This is a genomic window from Massilia putida (genome assembly GCF_001941825.1).
In the GTDB taxonomy this organism is placed as follows: domain Bacteria; phylum Pseudomonadota; class Gammaproteobacteria; order Burkholderiales; family Burkholderiaceae_D; genus Telluria; species Telluria putida.
Genome location: NZ_CP019038.1, coordinates 2,550,107 through 2,566,428, shown reverse-complemented (window position 1 = coordinate 2,566,428; position 16,322 = coordinate 2,550,107). Strand labels below are relative to the sequence as shown.

Below are 16,322 nucleotides of genomic sequence, written 5' to 3'. Positions count from 1 at the left end.
ATGCAACGCTACCTGTCCGCAAGCACGTACATCGACTTCGATACGCCCGAGGTCCTGGCCACCGCGCGCCAGCTGGCCGAAGGCGCCACGTCGGAAGGAGACATCGTGCGCGCCTGCTTCGAATTCGTGCGCGACGACATCCGCCACAGCGTCGATTTCAAACTGAATCCGGTGACGTGCAAGGCGTCCGACGTGCTGCGCCACAAGACGGGCTATTGCTATGCGAAGAGCCATCTGCTGGCCGCGCTGCTGCGGGCGAACGGCATCCCGGCGGGACTGTGCTACCAGCGCCTGTCCGTCGGCGACGGTGGCGCACCATACTGCCTGCACGGCCTGAACGCCGTGTATCTGAAGGACGCCGGCTGGTACCGCATCGATGCGCGGGGCAACAAGCCCGGCGTCGACGCGCGCTTCGAGCCGCCGTTCGAACGGCTGGCGTTCGCGGTCCGCGCGCGCGCCGAGCGCATGCTGCCGGAGGTCTGGGCCGAACCGCTACCCGTCGTCATCGAGGCATTGGAATGCTACGATACGTGGGACCAGGTGCTGGCCAACCTGCCGGACGTCACGCTCCTGGATTGACCGCAGCATCCACCCTCACGAAAGGATACGCATGTTCAGTCACATCATGATCGGTTCGAACGACCTCGAGCGTTCCAAACGTTTTTACGACGCCGTGCTGGGGCTCCTCGGCGCGGGCGAGCCGTTCTCCAACCGTACCCCGACCGGCCATCTGCGCTTGTTCTACCGGCACAATGGCAGCTCGTTCGGCATCACCGAACCGATCGACGGCGCGGAAGCGACGTGCGCGAACGGCGCCACGATCGGCTTCAAATGCGATTCGCCCGAGCAGGTGCAAGCCTTCCACGATACGGCGGTCGCCCACGGCGGCAAGTCGATCGAGGCGCCGCCGGGCCTGCGCGAGAGCAGCCTGGGGCCGCTGTTCCTGGCCTATGTGCGCGATCCGGACGGCCACAAGCTGTGCGCCATGTACCGTCCCAAATAGCCTGATCGAAATGTGTCGGGTATCCTGAGAACCATGTGTTAAAGTAGCTAACTTGCATGAGTATCAATGAAAGGCAAGTTGGCAGATGCCTGACCCCGCAACGCCGCGCATCCTGGTCGTGGATGACGAAGAAGCCATCCTGTATGTATTCGAGCGCTACCTGAGCATCGCCGGCTATCGTGTTGTCATTGCCGGCAGCGGCGCCGACGCAGTGCGGGCCGGCGAGGCCGGTCCGTTCGATCTGCTCATCACGGATTTCCGCATGCCCGGCATGAACGGCGTCGAGGTGATCCACGCCTTGCGCCGGCTGCAGCCGGCGTTGCCGGCGCTCGTCATCTCGGCCAATCCGATCGAGGCCGGCACGATGCCCGAGGGAGTGCACTTCCTGTCGAAGCCGGTGTCGATGGCCGACCTCCTCGAGCTGGTTTCTTCCCTCATCGCGCATCCGCGTATCGACTGAATATATCGCGGCGGCGGTACTCCGACCCGGGACCATTCGCGCACAATGGTCCCATTTATGACGCACTCGGACCATACCCTTTTCCCCGCCCGCCGCCTCGTCGCCGAAGGGCTCGGGACCGCCTTGCTGCTGGCCGTCGTCGTCGGTTCCGCCATCATGGGCGACCGGCTGGCGGGCGGCAACGCGGCCATCGCGCTGCTCGTCAATTCGATCGCTTCCGGCTGCGGCCTCGTCGTGCTGATCCTCATGTTCGGCGGCGTCTCGGGCGCACATATGAATCCCGTCGTCACCTTGTCCGAAGTCTGGCAGCGCAACCTGCCTGCCGCGCTGGCGCTGCCGTATGTCGCGGCGCAGGTCGCCGGGGCATTCGCGGGCGTGGCCATTGCGCATGGGATGTTCGGCGAGCCGGCATTCGCCGCCGCGACGCATGCCCGCACGGGGGCCGCGCTATGGTGGAGCGAGGGCGTCGCCACGTTCGGGCTCCTGGCCACCATCATCAGCTGCGCGCGTACGCGGCCGAACGTGACGCCGTATGCCGCGGCGCTGTTCATCGTCGCGGGTTACTGGTTCACGGCGTCGTCGTCGTTCGCGAACCCCGCGCTCACGCTGGCGCGCGCGGCGACCGACACCTGCGCCGGCATCCGCCTCGCCGACGTGCCGGGCTATGTGCTGGCCCAGCTGGCCGGCGCGGCGGCGGCGACGTTCGTCTTCGGCTGGCTGTATCCGCGCGCGCCGGCAGGCGCGACGGTGGCAGGCACCGCGGCGCCGGCCGAATTCGCCACGGCCGACTGAAGGGACGTCGCGCAACCTGCTGCGCGTTGCTTATCTGGTCTGCGATGCTCGCTGTACGCGTCGTACAGCCGCGCTTCTCGGGCTGTGCGCCCCGACCAATCTGCCGCCGCTCGCGACGGTTTTTCGAAGTCCCTGAAACCTCAACCGCGCTGTCCCGCCGCCAGCGCCGTCAATGTGCGCGCAAGACCGTCCACCACGCGCGCCATGCCGGCAAAGACGGCCTGCTCGGGCGGTTCGTCGGCGTCGGCCTGGCGGTACGGGAAACGCGTGAACGACGTGTCCGTGAGGACGAGGGCGGGCATGCCGGCCTCGGGATGGCGCCAGGCGGCGCGGTCGAGCAGCGTCACGCCCTGCATGTAGGCCGGCGTCGCCAGCCCGTGCGGCGGCACGCCCGTGACGCTCTGGAAGGCCGACAGCGCGTCCTGCACGTCGCGCGACGACGCGAGGCTGCCGACGTAGGCGATGAAGCTGCCGGGGCGTTCCTCCGGCGCGTCCGCAAGCAGGCGCGCGAGATCGTCGAGACTCGCGGGCGCGGCGGCCGTGGCGGCTTTCGGCGCCAGGAAGAACACGAAGCGGATTTCGGTGCCGCGGCTGGGGCGCACGTCCGCCAGCAGCCGCGCCAGTTCCAGCACGGCCGCCGTCTCCGGGTCGGCGCCGGGGGCCCCGTCGTAGCGGGCGCCGACGATGAACGTGCGTGCCGCCTTGGCGCCGGGCGCCACGTTGGACAATACCGTTTCGATGTTGTGACGATGGCCCGCGCCGGCGCGGTCCTGCACGGTGTAGCCGGCCGCCTGCAGCACGTCGTCGATGTAGGCGGCGGCCGCCCGCCGTGCCGCCGCCTCCTCCGTGCCGGCCGCGAGGGCGGTCACGTGCGCGCGCAGGCGCGTGGCCAGCGGCGGGATCGGCATGGCGGTGCCGGGATTCACCGTCACCAGCGCCAGCAGCACGAGCAGGACGATGGCAGCGATGGATTTCCAATGTGCACGAAAAAAATGTCGCATGGCGTGGGGCGCGGCGCATGAGGCGACCGTGCCGGACAGGCCGGGCTCGGCGCGCGTTGCGGTCCTGGCGGACGCCGTCCGGCGACGGCTGCCGGGGCCGCTCGTGCATACAATGTAGAACCGGGGCCGGCCTGCGATTTCATGATACCGAAATCGCGGCCGGCCCCGGTCGGGATCGTGCCAATGGCGCGCGGAAATAAACCCTCACCACGTCGTTCCCGCGAAAGCGGGACTCCATGCAGAGTGTCCTAGCCGGCCCAGTATGGGTTCCCGCTGGCGCGGGAAGTCATTGTCGGCAATGCCGGAAAGTCATTTTCGGCAATGCCGGAACTGACGGGTTAGCGAGTCAGCGCGCCGCCGTCGCCGGCCCCGGCTCGCTCCAGCCGCCGCCCAGCACACGGTACAGCGTGACCTGGTTCTGCAGGCGCAGCAGGTTGGCCTGGATGGCTTGCTGCTGCGCGGTGAACAGCGACCGCTGGGCATCCAGCAGGTCCAGGTAGCTGGCGGTGCCGTTGCGGTAGCGCAGGTCCGACAGGTTGAAGCGCTCCGTCTCGGCGGCCGCCACGGCCTTTTGTGCGCGCAGCTGCTCGCTGTACGTGGCCTGGCCGGCCAGCGCGTCCGCCACTTCGCGGAACGCCGTCTGGATCGACCGCTCGTACTGCGCGACGGTGATGTCGCGCTGGGCGCGGGCGCCCTCGACGCCGGCGCGCGTGCGGCCGAAGTCGAACAGCGGCAGGATCGCCTGCGGCGCGAACGTCCAGCCGAAGGTGCCGCTCTTGAACAGGCCGGACAGCTCGGAGCTGGCGCTGCCCGCGCTGCCCGTCAGCGTGATGCGCGGGAAGTAGTTCGCGCGCGCCGCGCCGATGTTGGCGTTGGCCGCGATCAGCTGCTGCTCGGCGGCGCGGATGTCCGGACGCACGGCCAGCAGGTCGGACGGCATCCCGGCCGGCAGGTCGGGCAGGTTCGTCGTCGCGAGCGTGGCACCGGCCGGCAGGTTGTCCGGAATCGGCTGGCCGACCAGCAAGGTCAGGAGGTTGACGTCCTGCGCGCGCTGGCGCTGGGCCTGGGCCAGCGTGGTGCGCGCCTGCTCGACGAGCGACACGGCCTGCTGCAGGTCGAGTTTCGACGAGACGCCGTTCTCGAAGCGCAGATTGGTCAGGCGCAGCGATTCCTCGCGCGTCTTGAGGGTCTGCTGCGTCAGGGCCAGCAATTCCTCGTCGGCCAGGTAGGTGAGGTAGGTGTTGGCGACCTGGGCGATCAGGCTGATCTGCGCCGTCTTGCGCGCTTCCTCGGTGGCGAGGAATTGCGCCAGCGCGGCGTCCGAGAGGTTGCGCACGCGGCTGAAGAAGTCCAGTTCGAACGCGGACACGGACAGGCCGGCCTGGTAGACGCTGCTGATCGGCTTGTCCTTGCCGGTGGTCTGGCGCTGGCCGGTGAAGCCGGCGTTCACGGCCGGGAACTCGTTCGAGCGCTGGATCTGGTATTGCGCGCGCGCCGCTTCGATATTCAGAATCGAGACGCGCAGGTCGCGGTTGTTGGCCAGGGCCAGCGTGATCAGCTGCTGCAGGCGCGCGTCGGTGAAGAAGCGCTGCCACGTGATGGCGGCGGGCGCTTCGTTCGCGACGGCGTTGCCGCTGCCGACGGTGCCTTCCACGGTCGGGAAGGCGCCCGCCACCGGCGCTTGCGGCCGCTCATACTTGGGCGCCAGGTTCACGCAGCCGGTCAGCACGAGCGCGAGCGCGAGAGGAGTGAGTCGTTTCATGTCGTTCATCAGATTTTCGAGTCGATGACAGTGTTTTCTTCTTCGTGCGCGTACTTCTTGCGCTGGCGTTCGCTGCCCTTGAAGAATCCGCGGATGACGACGAAGAACACGGGCACGAAGAACACGCCCAGTGCCGTCGCGGTCAGCATGCCGCCCATCACGCCGGTACCGATCGCGCGCTGCGACGCGGCGCCGGCGCCGCTGGCGACCACCAGCGGCAGCACGCCGAGGATGAACGCGAGCGACGTCATGAGGATCGGACGGAAGCGCAGGTGCGCCGCCTGCAGCGCCGCGTCGAACGGCGACTTGCCCTGTGCCTGCAGGTCCTTCGCGAATTCCACGATCAGGATCGCGTTCTTCGCGGCCAGGCCGATGATGGTGATCAGGCCGACCTTGAAGTACACGTCGTTGGACAGCCCGCGCATCGACGCCGCGAGCAGCGAACCGAGGACGCCCAGCGGCACGACCAGCAGCACGGCGACCGGGATCGACCAGCTCTCGTACAGCGCGGCGAGGGCCAGGAACACGGCCAGCAGCGCGAAGCCGATCAGCACGAACACGGTCGAACCGGCGAGGATCTCCTCGCGCGACTGGCCGGTCCATTCGTACGCGAAGCCGGCCGGCAGCTTGGCGGCCAGCGCCTGCATCTCGTCCAGCGCCTGGCCGGTCGAATAGCCTTGCGCGGCGTCGCCGGTGATACTCATCGCCGAATAGCCGTTGTAGCGGGTCGTCTGCATCGGACCCGTGATCCACTGCGTCGTCGCGAACGCGGACAACGGCACCGGCTGGCCCTTCGTGTTCAGCGCGTTGATGCGCAGGAGGTCTTCCGGCTGCATGCGCTCGGGCGCGTCGGCCTGCACGATCACGCGCTGCAGGCGGCCGGCGTTCGGGAAGTCGTTCACGTACGCGGAACCGAGCGACGTCGACAGCGCCGTGTTGATGGCGCCGAACGTCACGCCCAGGGCCTGCGCCTTGTCGCGGTCGATGTTCAGCTTCAGCTGCGGCGCGTCTTCCAGGCCCTCCGGACGGATGCCCGTCAACACCTTGCTCTGCATGGCCATGCCCAGCAGCTGGTTACGCGCCTGGAGCAGGGCGGCGTGGCCGAGGCCACCGCGGTCCTGCAGGCGGAACGAGAAGCCCGTGCCCCGGCCCAGTTCCGGGATCGGCGGCGGGCTCACCACGAAGATGAACGAGTCGCGCAGCGCCATCATGTGCCCGGTGATGCGGCCCGCGAGGCCTTGCGCATCCTGGCCCTGGCCCTTGCGCTCGTCCCAGGGTTTGAGCGGGATGAACGCGAGACCCATGTTCTGGCCCTGGCCGGTGAACGAGAAGCCCGTCACGGCGACCATGTCGGCGACTTCCGGCTGCTTGAGCACATAGTCTTCCATCGCGTGCAGGACGACGTTCGTGCGCTCGGCGGTGGCGCCCGGCGGCAGCTGGATGTTGGCGATGATGTAGCCCTGGTCCTCGTTCGGCAGGAACGAGTTCGGCAGGCGCGCGAACATCAGGCCGACGATGCCGACCAGCAGGACGAACACGACCAGCGCGCGGCCGGACCGCTTGAGGATCTTGGCGACGAAGCCTTCATAGCGCTTGGCGCCCGTCGTGAACGTGCGGTTGAACCAGCCGAAGAAGCCTTTCTTCTCCATGTGGTGGCCCGCCTCGACGGGTTTCAGCAGGTGCGCGCACAGCGCGGGCGTGAGCGACAGCGCCATGAACGCCGAGAAGCCGATCGACGACACCATCACGATCGAGAACTGGCGGTAGATGTTGCCGACGGCGCCCTGGAAGAACGCCAGCGGCACGAACACGGACATCAGCACGACCGTCACGCCGATGATGGCGCCGGAGATCTGGCCCATCGCCTTGCGTGTCGCCTGCAGCGGCGGCAGGCCTTCCTCGGACATGATGCGCTCGACGTTCTCCACCACCACGATCGCATCGTCGACGACGATACCGATCACGAGCACCATGCCGAACATGGTCAGCACGTTGATCGAGAAGCCCATCGCCAGCAGCGTCGCGAAGGAGCCCAGCAGGGCGACCGGGACGACGATGGTCGGGATGATCGTGTAGCGGATGTTCTGCAGGAACACGTACATCACGATGAACACCAGGATCACGGCTTCGATCAGCGTTTCCACCACCTGGCTGATCGAGATCTGGATGAACTTGGTGCTGTCGTAAGGGATCGAGTACTTCATGCCTTTCGGGAAGTACTTCTGCAGCTGCCCCATGCGTTCCTTGATCAGCTTCGCGGTTTCCAGCGCGTTACCGGTCGGCGACAGCTGCACGCCGATACCGGTCGACGGCTTGCCGTTCAGGCGCGTCGACGTGGTATAGGCCTGGCCGCCGATCTCGATGCGGGCCACGTCCTTCAGGCGCACGGTGGAGCCGTCCGGATTGGCGCGCAGCACGATGTTGCCGAACTGCTCGACGGTGGCCAGCTGGCCCGTGACGACGACGGTCGCCGTGATCTGCTGGCCCCTGGCCACCGGCAGGTCGCCGATCGTGCCGGACGCCACTTGGGCGTTCTGCTGGGTGATCGCCGTGTTGACGTCGGACGGCGACAGGTTGAAGCCGACCAGCTTGGCCGGATCGATCCAGATGCGCATCGCCTTCTCGGTACCGAACAGCTGGGCCTGGCCGACGCCCTTGATCCGCTGGATCTCGGGCAGCACGTTGCGCGACGCGTAGTCGCCCAGCGCGACGGTGTCCCAGGCCGGGTCGTCGGACGACAGGATCGTGAACAGCAGGAAGTTCGATCTCGCCTTGTCGACGCGCACGCCCTGCTGGGTCACGGCGGCCGGCAGGCGCGGGGTCGCGCGCGCCAGGCGGTTCTGGACGTCCACCTGGGCCAGGTTGGGATTGGTGCCGGTCTCGAAGCTGATCGTGATGGAGCCGGTGCCGTTGGCCTGGCTGGTCGACTCCATGTAGATCATGCCCTCGGCACCGTTCATCTCGCGTTCGATGACGGAGATGACGGATTCTTCCAGCGTTTGCGCGGAAGCGCCCGGGTAGGCGACGCTGACGACGATCGACGGCGGCGCCACGGTCGGATACTGCGCGATCGGCAGCTGCTTGATGGCGACGCCGCCAAGCACCATGATGAACAGCGCGATCACCCAGGCGAAAATGGGGCGGTCAATAAAAAAACGTGCCATTGTGGTTCCTGTTTATCTAGCCTTGCCTGCTCACTGGCGGCTGGTGGCCGGGGCCGCGGCCGCCTGGGCTGCCGGCGCCGGTGCGCCGACCGGCGTCCACGCGACCGGCTGCACGGGCGTACCCGGCGGCAGCATCTGCAGCTTCTGGAAGCCGTCCACCATCACCTTCTCGCCTTCCTTGAGGCCATCCGTGACGACCCAGTTGTCGCCGTTCTGCGAACCGATCTTGACGGTGCGCGGGGCCGGCTTGTTGTCCGGGCCGATCACGGTGACGGTATCGCCGTTCGGGCCGCCGCGGGTGACGGCCTGCTGCGGCACCAGGATGCCCGACGGCAGCTCGGCCTGGGCCAGGCGCACGCGCACGTACTGGCCCGGCAGCAGGGCGTTGTCCGGATTCGCGGCCTGGGCGCGCAACGTGATCTGGCCGCTCGTCGGGTCGACGGTGATGTCCGAGAACAGCAGCTTGCCCTTCTGCGCCAGCACGGTGCCGTCGTCCATCACGACCGTCACGGGGACGCTCGAACCGATGCCCTTGTTGCCGGCATCCTTGCGCAGGCGCTGCAGTTCGGCGGCGGACTGGGTGATGTTCAGGTACACGTTGTCGGTCTGCTGGATCAGCGCCATCTGCGTGGCTTCCGCCGCGGAGACGAGCGCGCCTTCGGTCACGAGCGCGCGGCCGATGCGGCCCGAGATCGGGGCGTAGACGTTCGCGTAGTCGGCATTGATCTTGGCGATGCGGACCTGGGCCTTGGCCGAATTGACGTCCGCCTCGGCCTGCTTCTGGGCGGCGACGGCGTTCGTGAATTCCTGCTTGCTGACGGCCTGCGCCTCGACGAGCGGCTTGTAGCGCTCGACGGTGGCGGAGGTCGACGTCAGGTTGGCCTGGGCACGGCCGAGCGCGGCCTGGGCGGCGTTCAACTGGGCCTGGTAGGGTTCTGGATCGATCTGGAACAGCGACTGGCCCTGCTTGACCAAGCTGCCCTCGGTGAACAGACGCTTGAGGACGACGCCGTTGACGCGGGCGCGCACCTGGGCCGTGCGGATCGCCTCGACGCGGGCCGGCAACTCGGTCTCGAGCGCGACCTGCTGGGACTTGGTGGTGATCACCCCGACCTGCGGGGGCGGCATCTTGGCGCCGGCGGCGCCGGGACCGGCCTGGGCGTTATCCTTGGACCCGCAGCCCGACAAGGCGGCCACGGCGACCAGGGTGCACGCAGCGATCCTGGTGAGGGTGAGGGAGGAGTGGGCAGAGCGCATTCAATGCTTCCTTCTTGTGGAAAAAAGGACAAAACCGATCCGCGGCACTGTTGATCAGGGCTCGATCGACCGTTCAAAAAATGCAACACATCGCGGGTCGTTCGTCGCTTCCTCTTGCACGGCTTCGGGTTTATCGCTGACTTTTGGGAAAACCCCGATATACTATCACGAGTGTATGTTTAATGTTTCTTACCTATAAAAACGGAGAGTATGACGGATGGCCCGCAGAACCAAGGAAGAGGCGGCGGCGACCCGTGACAGCATTTTGGATGCTGCGGAAAAATTGTTCGTAGAGCAAGGTGTTTCGCGCACGACGTTGCAGCATATCGCAACGGCAGCCGGTGTGACGCGCGGAGCCATTTATTGGCATTTTGACGACAAGGGCGCGCTGTTCAACGCAATGATGGAGCGCGCGATCCTGCCGCTGGAAGCGGAGATGCAGGTGCTGGACCAGGCCGAATCGGAAGACCCGCTCGTCGACCTGCGCAACCACATGCTGGCCGTGCTGGACCGGACCGTGAACGACCCGGGCGCGCGCCGCGTGTTCGAGATCGCGACGCTGAAAGTGGAATTCGTCGGCGAGATGGACGCGGTGCGCCAGCGCCGCAAGGGCAATATGGCCAACTGGATGACGCGCGCGGAACGCCGCATCGGCTTGGCCGCCGACAAGGGTCTGATTTCGCGTCAGATCGATCCGACGCGGGTCGCGCTGGCGCTGTGGATCATGATTGATGGGCTGATCCGCAATTGGATGTTCGATCCGCAGGACTTTGATCTGATTGCGTTGGGGAAGTGTGTGATTGATCCGTATCTGGATGGTTTAAGGACCGGGCGCGGCTAAACTTTTGACGAGTCGTGGGAAGCAGTCACGCGGCCGATTACTCAACTCATGGTGATGCTATCAGCCGCGCCCCACATTCCGTCACGTCCCCGTCATAGGCATACGACTTGCCTTCGTGTCGTGCCCCGGTACCGTCGGTCTTGATCGCAAAATCACCCTTGCACTTGGGACAGTGCGTCATGTCGTCCTGAAGTGCTGCGACCACGCCCATCACGGTTGTGCCCGAGGATGCGCTGATGACTTGGCCGCCGTGATCGGTTTTGTCGTTGAGGCGAACTACATTACGTCCGTGATGTTTCATCATGAGTCCGTTCGTTCCTGAGCAGAGACCGTGATTCAAAGGTCAATGGCTTGCGGAGGCAGTTCCGGCTTTACCTGGATGTATAAAGTACGAACCTTCCGGCGCTCCAGGCACTTTAACCCGGAATTTCAGGCCGGAGAGGAGTTTGTCCCACAGCGCAACAGCCTCGTCGTCGCTGACGGATGCCTTCTTGGCTGCGCCGACCGTATTATCCGCAACCTTGGTGAACATCGCGGCGTGAAACTCGGACGGGTTGGCGACGTCTGTTGGCGTACCAACGAAAGCCCATTCGAAATCGTGAGCGCCGTCAGGCCTGCGGATAAGGGACTCCTCGCCTTTCCAGTGCTGCACGTTGCGCTTTCCTTCGCGCAAGACGTCGCGCTTTGGGTACAACGCGCCTTGGGTCTTTTGCGCAGCTTTGATTCGGGCGAGCAGAGATAGTTTATCGCGTTCCGTTTTCTCGAATTCGGTCTTGTCAATGTCGGCGTAGGCATCCTTGTTCGAGTTGATCGAGAATGTCACGTCCGAAAGGCTGGGCAAGTAAATACCTACATTTACCATCTCTTGCTCATCATATTGATCGCCGCGCATGAATGCGTGTTCGATGCAGAAGCCCGACTCGGCTGGTACTTCCTCAGCGCCGCGCAGCCTCAAGCTTTTTGCTTTCGCAAGCTGCCGCGCGATTACCGTACTTTCGGATTCGCCTTTCTCGGTCGCGTCTCCTAAGACAAATGTAAGATTGCCTTTGCTGACATATGTGTTGAAAAAATAAAGATTATATTTCTTCGATAAATCATCCTCATAATATCGTATTTGCCAACTATCATCGATTGGACCGGGCCCGCTGTACTTAACATCGGCTGTATCGGCAGCGCGCTCGAGGGTTGCAATCTTTTTTCAACAACACCTTTTACTTCATTGATGCCACCGGAAATAATTTTTATTTCCGAAGGGAAAGAGGTACTCCCCCAAACAAGTTGCGCTTCTTGCGGTACCTCGATCGCATAGCGGCCAAAACAGAGAATCTTCGTTTTTTCGAATAGAGCTCGCAGACGCGGACTGAGCTTTACTGGCGTGGGCACGGCAGTCTCCTTGTAAGTGTAGCTGCGGGAGTTTCCAAATATCGACCCCAGAACGATGAGCGAGCCGACCAAGATCGCGCTGCGCTTCAGAAAGGGCTTGGTATTCACGATCACTCCCATTTCGCTGTCTTGGCAATTTGTACGATGGAATACAGCAGGGACGCCAGTACGTCACGGTCGGAGTAGCTGTTCTGATGTTCGTAACTTTTGCCCTTAGTTTGGCCGTGTACGAACAGTTTGCCAACGATCTGTTTGGCAGAGCGCTCAGCGGGTACGGTCTCGTCCCCAGGTGCTGTTGGCGGCTGGAGCGTGAGGGTCAGCATGCGCGCGCCGGCCTGGACTTTCAGCGTCCCTCTGGCATCGTCACTCAAGAGCTTCCAGCTCTCGACCGGGGGAAGGTCGTTGCTGCGGGCATCCCATACTTCGCGGTCGGCTACTTTGAAAATGATCTCGCCATAGCTGGGGCGTTCCGGCGACGAACAGAAGCTGGCATAGCAATTGGTCGGGTGAAAAGTAGCTCTAATGTCCTCGACAAACCTGGCAGCCAGTTCAACCCGTTTCAGCACGGCTTCAATGCCTCCGCCGGCTGTTATTTTCACGCGCCCGGGATTGACCCAATCTGGATTGAATAGCCGCCACCACTTGTCTGCAGGCTGCAGATAAATGCTTTCCAAGGCGCTTTCCTCGTTACTAGGCAAACTCCACATCTCGCGCCCTGATCCATCCAAAACTTTGAGCCACGCCTTGCCGTAGGCCGATCCAGGAAACAATTCTAGGGCAGCAGGTGCATTGGCCAGGATGGCGGTCGCATTTTGCCCATCGATTCCGAGAACGCGTGCCCCGATTTCAGCAATCGTTCCAGGTCCTTCAAGGAAGCCGAATCGCGTGCGCTTGTAGGACGCAGCGGCGCCCATGGTCGGCATCACATTGTGGTAAATGCCGAGTACCTTGACGCTGGGGTCGTTGAGCAGATTTCCATACTTCGGATGGATGAGCGCGCGTGCGAGAAGACCGCCCATGCTGTGCGTTACGATAATCACCTCGTCGCATTGGAAACCCCGTTTCTGGTAGCCTGTGGCAAGCCCGCGGATGCGGTCTGCGATTACCTTTGCAGATTCGCCGTTGCTCTTCAGGTAGTTGTAGCCCATGGCGTGGACCGGATACCAGCAAGCGGCGACTTTGCGCAGATCTTTCTCGGTCAACGCAGTATCAAAATCGACGGCGCCGAAGGTGCTCGGGTTTGCGAGGACTCGCTGCCAATTCGGATTGATCCGGTCATGAACGAACATGTTGTTAAGATAGCTTTCAGCCGTTGTCAACATCTGGCCATAAGCCCCTTTGAACAAGACTTCGCTCCAGCCGCGCCATCTTGCTATCTGCGCCGGGGATTCGCGCTTGGCGGTAGCCGACCGGCGATTGGGCAGGTGGCCCGTTCGTAGCGATGGCCCCATCAAGGGTGGGATGGGCTGGAGACTGTCAGGAACATTTTGATGTCGCTGGTCCGCCGCCAGCGTTTCCTTGCCCTCGGGATCAAAACGTCCTTTGCTCTCGGTATAGTGGTAGTACTCGACTTCCGTCTCGTTCGGATCGAGCATGAGTTGCCGTTGCGCCGGCGTGGCGTTTTTGTACCATCCGCCAATGTCAGTGTCGAAAGCCGCAAGACCTACCTCGTTCACGATGCCGACCATATCGTCCGGCCGCCACGACCGGTTGTCTAGTCGGTCCAGCTTTTTCTGCCGTTCCCTGCTTAGCCTTAGGTTACTGCCCATCACGCCTGGCAGGAAAATCACAGGAAGAACTTTGCGCGGCGGTAGCTTGACATCGTGGCGGATTGTGTCAGATGTTTCCGTCATGTAGACCGTGTATTCGGCCCATCCGCCGACACCCTGCGTGAATTCGCCCTGGTGATTTCCTCGCTCATTCAGTCCGGATTGGTCGCTCATGGTAATTCGCCCTTGTAGCGGATGGTGTAGGAGTCGAAACTGCCTGATTTCTGAACTTGGGTGCTGCCGCTGGCTGAGGTTTTTCCGTCGATGACTGTTCCATCGCCGCGCACGAGTTCGTAAGCGATGTTCTTCTCCGGTTTCATATTCGCGTTGACGAAGTTGACCTCCTGGTCAAATCGATAGTCGGACGAGCGTTCATTGAAAGCCTGCGATACGCTTTTTGCAGGCAACGTTTCCAGGTTGCCGTGGAATAGCACAGGTGAAGAGGTGAAGAATTGGACCTGCTCACCGATCTCGACCATGTTGTTCACGCCATGCAGCCGCACGCCTTTTTTGCCGCGGATATCAACCCAATCCGTCTCACTGAGTAGTTCAAGGACCTTGTTGGCAATGACCTCCACGTCATCCTCTTGCGCTTGCACGGACACCTTGCCTCCGGCAGCGATCAGCTTCATGCCGGCCTTGTGCACGAATAGCCGAAAGGTCTTGCCAATACTTGCGAAAAGCCCGTCGACGCTCGCGATCGACAGGCTTTTGCCGCTGGTGATGGCGGTGTGACGGCTGCTGGCGATGTGGGTGGATTGCGCGGAGCTGAGTTCGATCCCGGCCGGGCTCGCGACGATAAGGTGCGGCTCGGTCAATTCCGGGAACTCTCCTTTGCCGCCGCCCCGGATGCCCTGGTTCTGGGACTTGAGGTCCTCAACGGCGTCCGCTTGCTGGGGTTCCTGCTTCTCCTGAGCGCCATAGTGCTGCGCCATCCCCGTCAACTGCTCTTGTAGGTCTGCCGCCGTCGACAGCCGCTGAATCGTTTCACCCATATTCTTGATGTGGGAAACAGCGTTCGGCCGCGCTTCCGTGGTGATGAGCATGCCTTGGCCCGCACGTGCAACGCCCCACGCGTTTGTGGCCAGTTCCCACCCCTCGCCGCGGGGTTCCGTTCGGCCGGTCGTGTCCTCGATCCGGGTAATGTGCCCCAGCGACAGCTGACTGCACTGATGATCGCTTTTCAGCTGCGCCTGAATCTTGCCGGCCGTGTCGTCGAGCACCAGGTGATTGCCTCTGCCGCTTCCTTCGCCCGCCTGGAGTTCTCGGCTTCGCAGACCGGTCAAGGCCTGCTGCTCAGGCAACTGCCACGGTGGCATGTGGGTGGAGTTGTACAGCGCGCCAAGAACCACAGGATGATCAATATTCCCGTCGAGATAAACCACCGCCACTTCCTCACCAACCCGCGGCAGACGAATATTCCCGAATTCGCTGCCCGCACCCGGCGACATGACGCGAAGCCAGGGAGAACTGTTCTCGTCGTAATTGCCCAGCCTGTCCCAGTGAAATTGGATCTTGACCCGCCCGTAGCCATCGGTGTGGATGTCAGAGCCGGCGGGCCCGACCACGATGGCCGTCTGGATGGCGGGGCAGGTGCAGGGCTGGCTGTTATGGTTGCGGCCCGGACGCCACTGGATATCCTTGCGCACGCACCGGAAGCTGTTCTCGTAATTCGATGGCGCGCCTGGCCCAGCCTGGTAATTGTTGCTGGCTTCGTGGTCGACGGAGAGGATCAGGTAAGCCCGGTCGGCGATGCTGCCGCGCGGCGCTTCGCCGTTCCTGGCGGCTTGCAGGTCGGCGCTGAAGTGGCCGCCGAGCTTGAAGCACCGGCCTGGCTGGACGGTACGATCGTTGCCGCGCGCTTCAAAATATTGCGTGTTCGCGTCGTGCTCGTCCATGCGCTGCTGCGCGAGCTTCTCGCCATCGCTGTGAGTGCGGAAGCCATATGAACCCGTGTTCTCGTAGACCTCGTACGGAAAGACGTCACCCTGGTTGTTCAGGGACTCGGCGCTCGAGCGCTGCGCAACCGGGTTCTTGTAGTCGAAGCTGGCCAGGGTCGTCTGTCCGGAGCCGACGCGTCGCACCGGACTCCATTCCCGGATGCCGTCGTCCTCGAGCGAACCGGCCTTGTCGCGGAACGGGATCCCGCCGGAATCGTCGATCCCGGTCGGATCGATCGGCTGCGCGAGCGTGCTCTTGTCGCCGAGCCAGAGCGTATGTCCATCCGCCCGGTGCTCGTACCAATAGTGCAGCCCGAGGTCTTCCCAGCGGCGGTGCAGGTGGTTGTAGTCGGTTTCGTCGTACTGGTTCACGCAGGTCATCCGCGGGTCGTCGCCGGTCATGACCACATGCCAGTCGGCCTGGTGGTAATGAGCGAAGGTCAATTCGGTCAGTTCGATGACGCTCTTGCCGTGGAAAGACACGTTGTCCTTGCGGAGTCTGGCGAATGCGAGCCACGGTTCCAGCACCATGTGGTAGAACGCAAAACCGCCGTCGGTGCGCAGGAACCGGAATTCGGTGATGTAGCCGTTGAAGTAGCGCAACGAGCCGTCTTCGCGCACAACGGAAATCGTCACCATCCTGGCCATCATCGCCTTCAACGGAATCCGTGCGTCATCGGACAGGAGTTCGACCTCGAAGCGGAAGCATCGGGAGACTTCCTCGTGCGCCGTCAGCCGGTTCGGCAGGAGAACGGCGTCGGGCCCGTCACCCCGGGGGAAGGCCAGGCGCATCAGGCGGTCATGCTGTGCATCGTGACTGAATACCGACAGCGCAGTTCCCGCCGCGATCGCTTGGCTCCCATCCATGTCGTGCCTCCGATGGTTTTCAGGTATCTGATTTTCCGTCGGTTAAGGTACTCAACAGGACGACGGGCAATCTTGATCAGCAG

The 16,322-nt window shown here is 63.6% G+C and carries 14 protein-coding genes; 5 read left to right on the top strand and 9 right to left on the bottom strand.

Translation table 11 applies throughout. From position 1 onward, the window contains the following. From BVG12_RS13640 to BVG12_RS13625, 4 genes are all read left to right on the top strand, one after another. Entirely contained in the window at window positions 1-579 is a 579-nt protein-coding gene (locus BVG12_RS13640; protein ID WP_075792860.1) for a transglutaminase-like domain-containing protein, read from the top strand. A gap of 31 nt (window positions 580-610) precedes the next feature. Then, on the top strand, window positions 611-1,003 hold the full coding sequence (locus BVG12_RS13635; RefSeq protein WP_075792859.1) for a VOC family protein: 393 nt from the start codon (window positions 611-613) through the stop codon (window positions 1,001-1,003). Between the two features lie 85 nt (window positions 1,004-1,088). Beyond that, entirely contained in the window at window positions 1,089-1,463 is a 375-nt protein-coding gene (locus BVG12_RS13630) for a response regulator (RefSeq protein WP_075792858.1), read from the top strand. A gap of 57 nt (window positions 1,464-1,520) precedes the next feature. Continuing rightward, a complete protein-coding gene (locus tag BVG12_RS13625; protein ID WP_075792857.1) occupies window positions 1,521-2,255 on the top strand; it encodes an aquaporin in 735 nt (244 codons plus the stop codon). A gap of 140 nt (window positions 2,256-2,395) precedes the next feature. On the opposite strand, the gene BVG12_RS13620 is transcribed toward BVG12_RS13625, so the two are convergent. The 4 genes from BVG12_RS13620 to BVG12_RS13605 all read right to left on the bottom strand — a co-directional run bounded on the left by BVG12_RS13620 (window position 2,396) and on the right by BVG12_RS13605 (window position 9,439). Further along, the gene (locus tag BVG12_RS13620; RefSeq protein ID WP_075792856.1) at window positions 2,396-3,256 is read right to left on the bottom strand and encodes a zinc-binding metallopeptidase family protein; all 861 of its coding nucleotides are present in this window, start codon (window positions 3,254-3,256) and stop codon (window positions 2,396-2,398) included. Between the two features lie 346 nt (window positions 3,257-3,602). Continuing rightward, entirely contained in the window at window positions 3,603-5,018 is a 1,416-nt protein-coding gene (locus tag BVG12_RS13615; protein WP_075796357.1) for an efflux transporter outer membrane subunit, read from the bottom strand. 8 nt (window positions 5,019-5,026) lie between these two features. Then, the gene (locus BVG12_RS13610) at window positions 5,027-8,182 is read right to left on the bottom strand and encodes an efflux RND transporter permease subunit (RefSeq protein ID WP_075792855.1); all 3,156 of its coding nucleotides are present in this window, start codon (window positions 8,180-8,182) and stop codon (window positions 5,027-5,029) included. A gap of 30 nt (window positions 8,183-8,212) precedes the next feature. Next, window positions 8,213-9,439 (bottom strand): efflux RND transporter periplasmic adaptor subunit, encoded by a 1,227-nt coding sequence (locus BVG12_RS13605; protein WP_075792854.1) that lies wholly within the window; start codon window positions 9,437-9,439, stop codon window positions 8,213-8,215. Window positions 9,440-9,656: 217 nt separating this feature from the next. On the opposite strand from BVG12_RS13605, the gene BVG12_RS13600 reads away from it, so the two are divergent. Then, a complete protein-coding gene (locus tag BVG12_RS13600; RefSeq protein WP_075792853.1) occupies window positions 9,657-10,280 on the top strand; it encodes a TetR family transcriptional regulator in 624 nt (207 codons plus the stop codon). Between the two features lie 46 nt (window positions 10,281-10,326). On the opposite strand, the gene BVG12_RS13595 is transcribed toward BVG12_RS13600, so the two are convergent. From BVG12_RS13595 to BVG12_RS13580, 5 genes are all read right to left on the bottom strand, one after another. Further along, on the bottom strand, window positions 10,327-10,584 hold the full coding sequence (locus BVG12_RS13595; protein WP_075792852.1) for a PAAR domain-containing protein: 258 nt from the start codon (window positions 10,582-10,584) through the stop codon (window positions 10,327-10,329). 39 nt (window positions 10,585-10,623) lie between these two features. Then, a complete protein-coding gene (locus BVG12_RS35115) occupies window positions 10,624-11,235 on the bottom strand; it encodes a T6SS immunity protein Tli4 family protein (RefSeq protein WP_229503876.1) in 612 nt (203 codons plus the stop codon). Between the two features lie 68 nt (window positions 11,236-11,303). Continuing rightward, complete coding sequence (locus BVG12_RS35110; protein WP_156895631.1) at window positions 11,304-11,771, bottom strand: Tli4 family immunity protein; 468 nt, start codon at window positions 11,769-11,771, stop codon at window positions 11,304-11,306. Between the two features lie 2 nt (window positions 11,772-11,773). Beyond that, on the bottom strand, window positions 11,774-13,606 hold the full coding sequence (locus BVG12_RS13585; RefSeq protein WP_075792851.1) for an alpha/beta hydrolase: 1,833 nt from the start codon (window positions 13,604-13,606) through the stop codon (window positions 11,774-11,776). Continuing rightward, a complete protein-coding gene (locus tag BVG12_RS13580; RefSeq protein ID WP_075792850.1) occupies window positions 13,603-16,239 on the bottom strand; it encodes a type VI secretion system Vgr family protein in 2,637 nt (878 codons plus the stop codon). The genes BVG12_RS13585 and BVG12_RS13580 overlap by 4 nt, the downstream gene beginning before the upstream one ends. Window positions 16,240-16,322: the final 83 nt, after the last annotated feature.